This window comes from Streptomyces capoamus (genome assembly GCF_014654935.1).
Lineage (GTDB): Bacteria > Actinomycetota > Actinomycetes > Streptomycetales > Streptomycetaceae > Streptomyces > Streptomyces capoamus.
This window is the reverse complement of the sequence record NZ_BNBF01000042.1, coordinates 24,791-33,940: the sequence shown is the minus strand read 5'-3', so window position 1 is coordinate 33,940 and position 9,150 is coordinate 24,791. Positions and strand designations below refer to the sequence as shown.

The following is a 9,150-nucleotide window of genomic DNA, read 5'->3' as shown; positions in this document are numbered from 1 at the left end:
CCCAGGAAGATCGCGATCCGGGACCAGAACCCGCGCAGGCAGACCACCGCCAGGCCGGTGAAGAGCATGACGAGCAGGGCCGTCCACTGGTCCTGCGGCCAGTAGGTGGACGCGGTCACCGGGGCCAGGTTGAAGCCGATCAGCATGACGACCGCGCCCGTGACGATCGGCGGCATGGCGGCGTGGATGATCCGCGCGCCGAAGCGCTGCACGGCCAGGCCCACCAGGAACAGCACCGCGCCGACGACGAGGACCGCGCCGGTCACGGTGGCGCTGGTGCCGCCCTGGGCGCGGATGACGGCGGCCACGCCCACGAACGACAGGGAGCAGCCGAGGTAGCTCGGCACCCGGCCGCGCGTGGCGAGCAGGAAGATCATGGTCGCCACGCCCGACATCATGATCGCCAGGTTCGGGTCCAGGCCCATGAGTACCGGGGCCACGAAGGAGGCGCCGAACATGGCGACCACGTGCTGGGCGCCCAGGCCCGCGGTGCGGGGCCAGGAGAGCCGCTCGTCGGGGCGTACCACCGCTCCGGGTGCGGGCGTGCGCCCGTCACCGTGCAGTTTCCAGCGCACGCCGAGGTCCATGGTGGGGTTTCGCTTTCTCTGTGCATGAAGAGGTCCGCACCATTGTCAGGGGTTCCGGGTGGCCGCACGCCCGCACGGTCCGCATGGCGCATCGCAGTCACGCGGCTGACCTGCGGATCCCGCCCGCCCACCGCCGGACCGGGCTCCTGAGCGGTCGCTTAGTATGTTCGGGTACAGGGGGCCCAGCCACCCCGCCGCCACCGCCCAGGAGCCCTTCCCGTGACCGCCCAAGCCCCGACCGTCCCTGCCGTCTCCCACGGCCGGCTGGTCCCCGTCACCGTCCACTTCGACGACCTCGACGCCCTCGGGCTGCTGCACAACGCCCGCTACCCGCTGCTGGTCGAGCGTGCCTGGACCGAGCTGTGGCAGGAGCACGGCGTCCGCTTCGACGGCGACTGGGCGGCGGCCGGCGACGCCTGCAACGCCGTCAAGGAACTGCGCGTCACCTACGAGGCCCCCGTCACCAGCCCCGGCACCTACGCCGTCCACCTCTGGCTGGAACGGCTCGGCACCACCGGACTCACCTACGGTTTCCGCTTCTGCTCGGCCGACGGGACCCGGACCTACGCCCACGGCAGCCGGGTGCTGGTCCGGCTGGACGCGGCGACCCTGCGTCCCGCGCCCTGGAGCGAGACCTTCAGGGCCGCGGGCCGGGAACTGCTGCGGCCCGCTGACTGACCTGCTCGCCGCCCCCGCGCTCGGCGGTGCGCAGTACGCCCGCGAACACCGCGAGCCCGCAGGCCAGCACCGTCACCACCGTGAAGGACACCACCAGGCTGGTCGCCTGGGCCACTCCGCCGATCAGGCTCGGCGCGATCAGGCCCGAGGTGTAGGTGATGGTCGCCACGCCCGCGATGGCCTGGCTCGGGTTGGGCCCGGCGTGCCCGGCCGCCGCGAAGCAGAGCGGCACGACCACGGCGATCCCGAGGCCCATCAGCGCGAACCCGGCCATCGCCGCCGCCGGGTGCCCGGCGAGCACCACCAGCAGCCCGCCGAGTCCCGCCAGGACCCCGCCGGCCCGCACCGTGCGGACCGCGCCGAAGCGGTTCACCACCGCGTCCCCGGCGATCCGGGCGACCGCCATGGTCAGCATGAACCCGGTGGTGGAGGCCGCCGCCAGCCCGGCCGAACCGTCCATCCGGTCCCGCAGGAACACCGCCGACCAGTCCAGGCTGGCGCCCTCCGCGAACACCGCGCAGAAGCCGACCGCGCCGATCAGCAGCGCCGAGCGCGGGGGCAGCGCGAACCGCGGCGGCGGCTCCTCGTCCTCGGCGGGCTGGAGGTCCAGCACCCAGGCGCACGCCGCGAACCCGAGCAGGGTCAGCACGGCGGCCGCGAGCGCGAAGTGCAGGCGGGCGTCCGAGCCCAGGTGTGCGGCGAGGGTGCCGGCCGCCGAACCGGTCAGGGCGCCCGCGCTCCACATGCCGTGCAGCCCCGACATGATGGACTTGCCGAGCCGCTGCTCGACCTCCACGCCGAGCGCGTTCATCGCGACGTCGGCCATGCCCGCGGCGGCGCCGTAGGTGAACATCGCCAGGCACAGCGTGAACAGATTCGGCGCGACCGACGGCAGCACCAGGGACAGCGTCCACAGCGCGAGCAGTCCGCGCAGTGCCGTACGGCTGCCGAAGCGGTGGCTGATCCAGCCCGCCAGCGGCATCGCGCAGGAAGCGCCGAACGCCGTGAAGGCCAGTGCGAAGCCCAGTTGGCCCGCGCTCAGCGAGGCGTGGTCCTGGACCCACGGCACACGGGTCGCGAACGAGCCTGTCACGGCGCCGTGCACGGCGAACACGGCCGCCACGGCGTACCGCGCGCGCCTGACCTCGTCGGGCGTGTACGTCACGTCACTCACGATGCTGTCCCTCCCCGGGTGTGCCCGGCCCCGCTCCCCTCAACCCGACGTAAACTATCAGGGACCCTGCCTGATAGATAGCGGTCGCAGCGCAGCGATCTGGGAGGATCCCGTCATGCCCGCATCACCCAGTACCGCCCGGGCCATCAACGACCGGCTGGCCCTGCGGCTGCTGCAGCAGGAAGGCCCGCTCACGGCAGGGCAGTTGAAGCAGCTCACCGGACTCTCCCGTCCGACCGTCGCCGACCTGGTCGACCGGCTCACGGCCTCCGGGCTGATCACGGTGGTCGGTGAGTCCGGCGCGCGGCGCAGGGGGCCCAACGCCCGGCTCTACGGCATCGTCGCCGACCGCGCCCACCTCGCCGCGCTCGACGTGCGCACCGGCGGGGTCCTCGTCCTGGTCTCCGACCTGCTCGGGCGGGTGCTGGCCGAGGCGTCCGTGCCGATCGGCGGGGACACCCGGACCGGTCCGGCGGTGGAGCAGGCGGTGGCCGCCGTGGAACGGGCGCTGAAGGAGGCCGGCGCCACGGGGGCGCGGGGACGGCTGCACACCGTCGGGATCGGCGCGCCCGGCCTCATCGACCCCGCCACCGGTGACCTGCGTGACTCCGCGGGCCTGCCCGCCTGGCACCGCAGCCTGGTCGCGGCCCTCCAGGACCGGCTGCCCGGCGCCCGGGTCACGGTGGAGAACGAGACCAACCTGGCCGCGCTCGCCGAACAGCGCGAGGGCGCCGCCCGGGACCGGGACACCTTCGTGCTGCTCTGGCTCGGCCACGGCGTCGGCGCCGCCGTCGTCCTGGACGGCACCCTGCGCCGCGGGGCCTCCGGCGGCACCGGCGAGATCGGCTTCCTCCCCGTGCCCGGCACGGACGCCCTCCCCGCGGCCGGGGACTGCGGCGGCGGCTTCCACTCGCTGGCCGGCGCGGCGGCGATCCTCACCCTGGCGGCCCGGCACGCCCTGCCGGTCCCGTCCGCACCGGACGGGACCGGGGCGGCGGACGTGGTCCGGGCGGCCGTCGCGGAGGTGGCCGGCGGGCACCGCGCGGGGGCCGCGGCGGGGGCCGCGCCGGGGGAGCGCTTCCTGCACGCCCTGGCCGACCGGGTGGCCGTCGGTGCCGCCTCCGTGGTGGCCGTGCTGGACCCCGGCTGCGTGGTGCTCGGCGGGGAGGTCGGACAGGCCGGGGGAGCGGTGCTCGCCGGGCTGGTGGAGGAGCGGTTGCGCCGGATGTCCCCCTTGCTCACCGAGGTGCGCGCGAGCGGCCTCGGCGGGACGGCCGTCCTGCGCGGAGCGCTCCTCACCGCGCGGGAGCGGGCCCAGGACGAGCTGTTCGCGCCACCTGGGCACGGCGGATGACCGGGTGCGGCGCGAACGGGACGCGGCGGGTGACCGCGCGGGCGGACGCCCGGTCGGGGAGTTGGGCGGCCCGGCGGCGGGCAAGGGCCGTCGTCACCGCCGCCGGGCCCGTCCGCACCCTAAAAGGACTAGACCATTATGGTCAATGGGTCCGGACCAAGCGCAACGCACCGCCGGATCCGGCCAGTTGACCGGTGCCGTCGCGCGTCGCGAAACAAGCGGTACACACTGTGAGCGAACGCACACCGATCACCCGCCTGGAGCAGTACCGCGCGTGGCACACTGGCCCTGTACCAGAAGCAGCGCACTCCGGGGTCGGTGAAAGTCCGAACCGGCGGTTACAGTCCGCGACCCGGTCGCCTCCAGCGGCCGGTTGACCAGGTGAAATTCCTGGACCGACGGTTAAAGTCCGGATGGGAGGCAGTGCGCGGCGGGCGGGCATGCGTCATCCGTGTGCGCGCCGCCGTATCGGGACGTCGTCCATGTCCGGGCGCGTCCTTTCCGGCGACGCCCCCGGTGTGTGCTCATCCGTACATTCTGTCGTCATCGACAGGCCCCGGAGTCCGTGCCCGAAGAGGCAGGAGGACCCGGGAAGTGTTCACCGGAATCGTCGAAGAGCTGGGTGAGGTCACCGCCGTCGAGAACCTCGGCGACGCCTCCCGTTTCCGGCTCCGCGGCCCCGTCGTGACCGAGGGCGCGCAGCACGGCGACTCCATCGCCGTGAACGGGGTCTGTCTCACCGTCGTGGAGCACGAGGGCGACGAGTTCACCGCGGACGTCATGGCGGAGACCCTGAAGCGCTCCAGCCTCGGCGCGCTCACCGCCGGCTCCCGCGTCAACCTGGAACGCCCGACCGCCGTCGGCGCCCGCCTCGGTGGCCACATCGTGCAGGGACACGTGGACGGCACCGGCCGCATCCTGGAGCGCACGCCCTCCGAGAACTGGGAGATCGTCAAGATCTCGCTGCCCGCGGAACTCTCCCGGTACGTGGTGGAGAAGGGCTCCATCACCGTCGACGGCATCAGCCTCACCGTGGTCGACGCCGGCCCGGACCACTTCACCGTCAGCCTCATCCCGACCACCCTCGCCCTCACCACGCTCGGTGTGAAGCAGCCCGGCGACCCGGTCAACCTCGAGGTGGACGTCATCGCCAAGTACGTCGAGCGGCTCCTCGGCGACCGTGCGCAGGGGGACACGAAGTGAACTGGATGAACTCCGAGGCGTTCACCCTCTTCGGCCAGCACATCATCTGGTCGGACATGACCGGCAACATCCTGGGCCTGATCACCCTCGCCCTCGGCTGGCGCCGCTCCCTGTGGACCTGGCCCGTCCAGTTCCTGTCCGGCCTCGTCCTGTTCGCCGCCTTCTACGGCCACCTGACCGGCAGCGCCGGCAAGCAGGCCGTCGTCATGGCCGTCGCGCTGTACGGCTGGTGGCAGTGGCGGCGCAGCGACGACCGGTCCGCGGACGGCCACATCACGCCCCGGTTCGCCACCTGGCCCGAGCGCGCGGCGATGCTCGCCGCGGCCGCCGCCGGCACGGTCGCCGTCGCGCTGCTCTTCACGGCCTACCCGGAGCTGTCCTGGGACCCCTGGCCCGACGCCTACATCTTCGTCGGCACCGTCGTCGCGATGTACGCCCAGGCCAAGGGCATGGTCGAGTTCTGGTTCGCCTGGCTGCTCGTCGACCTCGTCGGCGTCCCCCTCAACTTCGCCAACGGCTACGCCTTCTCGGGCTTCGTCTACGTCATCTACGGCGCACTCGTCCTGTGGGGCATGCGCGACTGGTGGCTGCGCTCCCGCCGGGGCCCGCAGCCCGCACTGGAAGGAGCGCCGGCATGACCTCGGCACCGATGCTGTACGACGGCGACGACCTGGAGAACTTCGCGCTCGACCCGGTCGAGCAGGCCATCGCCGACATCGCCGCGGGCCGCCCGGTGGTCGTCGTGGACGACGAGGACCGGGAGAACGAGGGCGACCTCGTGATCGCCGCGGAGAAGGCCACCCCCGAGATCGTCGCGTTCATGATGAGCGAGTGCCGGGGCCTGATCTGCGCGCCCATGGAGGGCGAGGAGCTGGACCGGCTCCGGCTGCCGCAGATGGTCGAGGACAACACCGAGTCCATGAAGACCGCCTTCACCGTCTCGGTCGACGCCTCCGCCGCGCACGGCGTGACCACCGGCATCTCCGCCGGCGACCGCGCCACCACCCTTCAGCTCCTGGCGAGCGGCACCGCCGGGCCCGCCGACCTCGTCCGCCCCGGTCATGTCTTCCCGCTGCGCGCCCGGGAAGGCGGCGTCCTGGTCCGCAACGGCCACACCGAGGCCGCCGTCGACCTCGCCCGGCTCGCGGGCCTGCGCCCGGCCGGCGCCATCGTGGAGATCGCCGGCGAGGACGGCCGGATGCTGCGCCTGCCCGAACTGGTCCCGTTCGCCCGCAAGCACGGCCTGACGATCATCTCCATCGAGGACCTGATCGCCTACCGCCGCGGCAGCGAGCCCACCGTCCGCCGCGAGGCCGAGACCCGCCTGCCCACCCGGCACGGCACCTTCACCGCCTACGGCTACCGGTCCGCCGTCGACGGCGTCGAGCACGTCGCCCTCGTCCACGGCGAGATCGGCGACGGCGAGGACGTCCTGGTCCGCGTGCACTCCGAATGCCTCACCGGCGACGTCTTCGCCTCCCTGCGCTGCGACTGCGGCCCCCAGCTGGACACCGCCCTGGAACGCATCCAGGCCGAGGGCCGCGGGGTCGTCGTCTACCTGCGCGGGCACGAGGGGCGCGGCATCGGACTGCTGTCCAAGCTGCGCGCCTACGAGCTCCAGGAGCAGGGCCGCGACACCCTGGACGCCAACCTGGAACTCGGCCTGCCCGCCGACGCCCGCGACTACGGCGCCGGCGCGCAGATCCTCGCCGACCTCGGCGTGCGCGGGGTCCGGCTGATGACCAACAACCCCGAGAAGACCGAGGCGCTGCTCAGCCACGGCCTGAAGGTCACCGGCCGCGAGCCGATGCCGGTCCAGGCCGGCGAGCACAACCTCCGCTACCTGCGCACCAAGCGGGACCGGATGGGCCACGACCTGCCCTGGCTCGACACGCCCGCCGTGCCGGCCACCTGCGGCAACCAGTAAGCAAGAAAGCACTGAGGAGAGACGTGAGCGGCAAGGGTGCACCGGAACTGTCCGTACGCAACGTGAGCGACCTGCGGGTCGCCGTGATCGCGGCGCAGTGGCACGAGAAGGTGATGGACGGTCTGGTCGACGGCGCCCTGCGCGCCCTGCACGACCTGGGCATCGACGAGCCGACCCTGATCCGGGTCCCCGGCAGCTTCGAGCTGCCCGTCGCCGCCAAGGTCCTCGCGGGCCGCGGCTACGACGCGGTGGTCGCCCTCGGGGTCGTCATCCGGGGTGGCACCCCCCACTTCGACTACGTGTGCCAGGGCGTCACCCAGGGCCTCACCCAGGTCTCCGTGGAGACCGGCGTCCCGGTCGGCTTCGGCGTGCTCACCTGCGACACCGAGGAGCAGGCCCTGGACCGGGCCGGCCTGGAGGGCTCGAACGAGGACAAGGGCCACGAGGCGGTGACGGCCGCCGTGTCGACGGCGGCCACGCTCCGCTCGGTATCCGAACCCTGGCACTGAGGAGTCGCCCGCACCGCGTAGGGTGGGGCTCACCATGTCCAAGAAGACGTTCGAGGAGCTCTTCACCGAGCTCCAGCACAAGGCCGCCCACGGCGATCCCGCCACCTCCCGCACCGCCGAGCTGGTCGGCAAGGGCGTCCATGCCATCGGCAAGAAGGTCGTCGAGGAGGCCGCCGAGGTCTGGATGGCCGCCGAGTACGAGGGCAAGGAGGCGGCCGCCGAGGAGATCTCGCAGCTGCTGTACCACGTCCAGGTGATGATGGTCGCCCGCGGCATCAGCCTGGACGACGTTTACGCCCACCTGTGAGCCCCGCCCGCCCCCCGTCCCGTAGCCCACGAGCAAAGGAAGCCGACCTCATGCTGCGCATCGCCGTCCCCAACAAGGGTTCATTGTCCGGCCCTGCGGCGGACATGCTGCATGAGGCCGGCTACCAGCAGCGCCGCGAGTCCAAGGAACTGCGGATCGTCGACCCGGAGAACGAGGTCGAGTTCTTCTACCTCCGCCCCCGCGACATCGCGATCTACGTCTCCTCCGGGCGCCTCGACATCGGCATCACCGGCCGTGACCTGCTGATCGACTCCGGCGCCGACGCCGAGGAGATCCTCCCGCTGGGGTTCGCCCGCTCCACGTTCCGCTTCGCCGCCAAGCCGGGCACCGCCCAGGGCGTCGCGGACCTCAAGGGCCGGACGATCGCCACCTCCTACGAGGGCATCGTCCAGAAGCACCTCGCGGACGGCGGCATCGACGCCTCCGTCGTCCACCTCGACGGAGCCGTGGAGACCGCGATCGAGCTGGGCGTGGCCGAGGTCATCGCCGACGTCGTGGAGACCGGCACCAGCCTGCGCAACGCGGGCCTGGAGGTCTTCGGCGAGCCGATCATGAAGTCCGAGGCGATCGTCGTCCGCCGCACCGGCGCCGACACCGAGGAACCCAAGGTCCAGCAGTTCCTGCGCCGCCTCCAGGGCGTCCTGGTCGCCCGTACGTACGTCATGATGGACTACGACTGCCGGGTCGAGCAGCTGGAGAAGGCCGTCGCGCTCACCCCCGGCCTGGAGTCCCCGACCGTCTCCCCGCTGCACAACGAGGGCTGGGTCGCGGTCCGCGCCATGGTCCCGGCCAAGGAGGCGCAGCGGATCATGGACGACCTCTACGCCATCGGCGCCCGCGCCATCCTGACCACGGCCATCCACGCCTGCCGCCTGTAAGGGGTACGCCGACCGATGTCCGAACCGACCTCTCCGCCCGACCTCCCGGTCACCTTCCGGCCGGGCCACACCCGGGTGATCCTGCTCACCGCCGGTCTCGTGATCTTCGTGGTGATATCCGGGATCGCGATGCTGCTGCGGCTCGGCCCGGGGGAGCGGCTGAGCTTCATCGTCACCGGTGCGCTGATCTTCTGGGTGCTGGCCCGGCTGGCCCGGGTGAAGGTGGTCGCCGACGACTCCGGCGTCACCGTGGTGAACATCGCCGGCAAGCGGCGCCTGGCCTGGGAGGAGATCCTCAGGGTGAACCTCCGGCCGGGCGATCCCTGGGTGTTCCTCGACCTCAGCGACGGCACCAGTCTGCCCGCGCTCGGCATCCAGCCGGGCGTCGCCAAACAGCGGGCCATCGCCGACGCCAGGACCCTGCGCGCGCTCGCCGAGGCCCGATCGGCGCCGTCCGGCCTGCCACCCGAGCCCAGATCTTGATTAATCTGGAAGGCGGAGGCCGTCTCGCT

Annotated in this window: 11 protein-coding genes and 1 riboswitch; of the genes, 9 read left to right on the top strand and 2 right to left on the bottom strand. The window is 72.6% G+C overall.

The features are described from left to right. A partial coding sequence (locus tag IE312_RS43400) for a solute carrier family 23 protein (protein WP_306419866.1) occupies positions 1-587 on the bottom strand: 587 nt, incomplete at its 3' end. Positions 588-806: 219 nt separating this feature from the next. On the opposite strand from IE312_RS43400, the gene IE312_RS36405 reads away from it, so the two are divergent. Further along, entirely contained in the window at positions 807-1,265 is a 459-nt protein-coding gene (locus IE312_RS36405) for an acyl-CoA thioesterase (RefSeq protein WP_189986602.1), read from the top strand. On the opposite strand, the gene IE312_RS36400 is transcribed toward IE312_RS36405, so the two are convergent. Next, positions 1,225-2,439: an MFS transporter gene (locus IE312_RS36400; RefSeq protein WP_189986601.1), complete on the bottom strand. Its 1,215-nt coding sequence runs from the start codon at positions 2,437-2,439 to the stop codon at positions 1,225-1,227. The two genes, IE312_RS36405 and IE312_RS36400, sit on opposite strands and share 41 nt — an antisense overlap. Before the next feature lie 115 nt (positions 2,440-2,554). On the opposite strand from IE312_RS36400, the gene IE312_RS36395 reads away from it, so the two are divergent. The 8 genes from IE312_RS36395 (at position 2,555) to IE312_RS36360 (ending at position 9,121) form a co-directional block, all read left to right on the top strand. Further along, the gene (locus IE312_RS36395) at positions 2,555-3,793 is read left to right on the top strand and encodes an ROK family transcriptional regulator (protein WP_189986600.1); all 1,239 of its coding nucleotides are present in this window, start codon (positions 2,555-2,557) and stop codon (positions 3,791-3,793) included. Between the two features lie 300 nt (positions 3,794-4,093). After that, positions 4,094-4,224: riboswitch (FMN riboswitch) on the top strand. 163 nt (positions 4,225-4,387) lie between these two features. After that, positions 4,388-4,996, top strand: coding sequence for a riboflavin synthase (locus tag IE312_RS36390; RefSeq protein WP_189986599.1), 609 nt, complete (start codon positions 4,388-4,390; stop codon positions 4,994-4,996). Then, the gene (locus tag IE312_RS36385) at positions 4,993-5,634 is read left to right on the top strand and encodes a nicotinamide mononucleotide transporter family protein (RefSeq protein ID WP_189986598.1); all 642 of its coding nucleotides are present in this window, start codon (positions 4,993-4,995) and stop codon (positions 5,632-5,634) included. The genes IE312_RS36390 and IE312_RS36385 overlap by 4 nt, the downstream gene beginning before the upstream one ends. Next, positions 5,631-6,923, top strand: coding sequence for a bifunctional 3,4-dihydroxy-2-butanone-4-phosphate synthase/GTP cyclohydrolase II (locus IE312_RS36380; protein ID WP_189986597.1), 1,293 nt, complete (start codon positions 5,631-5,633; stop codon positions 6,921-6,923). Before IE312_RS36385 ends, IE312_RS36380 begins: the two co-directional genes overlap by 4 nt. A gap of 23 nt (positions 6,924-6,946) precedes the next feature. After that, positions 6,947-7,432 carry a 6,7-dimethyl-8-ribityllumazine synthase gene (gene ribH / locus IE312_RS36375; protein WP_189986596.1) on the top strand — a complete coding sequence of 162 codons (486 nt, stop codon included), beginning with the start codon at positions 6,947-6,949 and terminating at the stop codon, positions 7,430-7,432. 34 nt (positions 7,433-7,466) lie between these two features. Further along, positions 7,467-7,739 carry a phosphoribosyl-ATP diphosphatase gene (locus IE312_RS36370; RefSeq protein ID WP_007491392.1) on the top strand — a complete coding sequence of 91 codons (273 nt, stop codon included), beginning with the start codon at positions 7,467-7,469 and terminating at the stop codon, positions 7,737-7,739. 50 nt (positions 7,740-7,789) lie between these two features. After that, entirely contained in the window at positions 7,790-8,638 is an 849-nt protein-coding gene (gene hisG, locus IE312_RS36365; RefSeq protein ID WP_189986595.1) for an ATP phosphoribosyltransferase, read from the top strand. Positions 8,639-8,653: 15 nt separating this feature from the next. Next, the gene (locus tag IE312_RS36360) at positions 8,654-9,121 is read left to right on the top strand and encodes a PH domain-containing protein (RefSeq protein WP_189986594.1); all 468 of its coding nucleotides are present in this window, start codon (positions 8,654-8,656) and stop codon (positions 9,119-9,121) included. The last annotated feature ends 29 nt before the right edge of the window (positions 9,122-9,150 follow it).

Excerpts from the sequence above, each read along its gene's own strand:
- hisG (WP_189986595.1), top strand. The coding sequence starts at position 7,790 with ATGCTGCGCATCGCCGTCCCCAACAAGGGTTCATTGTCCGGCCCTGCG.
- IE312_RS36395 (WP_189986600.1), top strand. The coding sequence starts at position 2,555 with ATGCCCGCATCACCCAGTACCGCCCGGGCCATCAACGACCGGCTGGCC.
- IE312_RS36380 (WP_189986597.1), top strand. The coding sequence starts at position 5,631 with ATGACCTCGGCACCGATGCTGTACGACGGCGACGACCTGGAGAACTTC.
- IE312_RS36360 (WP_189986594.1), top strand. The coding sequence starts at position 8,654 with ATGTCCGAACCGACCTCTCCGCCCGACCTCCCGGTCACCTTCCGGCCG.
- IE312_RS36370 (WP_007491392.1), top strand. The coding sequence starts at position 7,467 with ATGTCCAAGAAGACGTTCGAGGAGCTCTTCACCGAGCTCCAGCACAAG.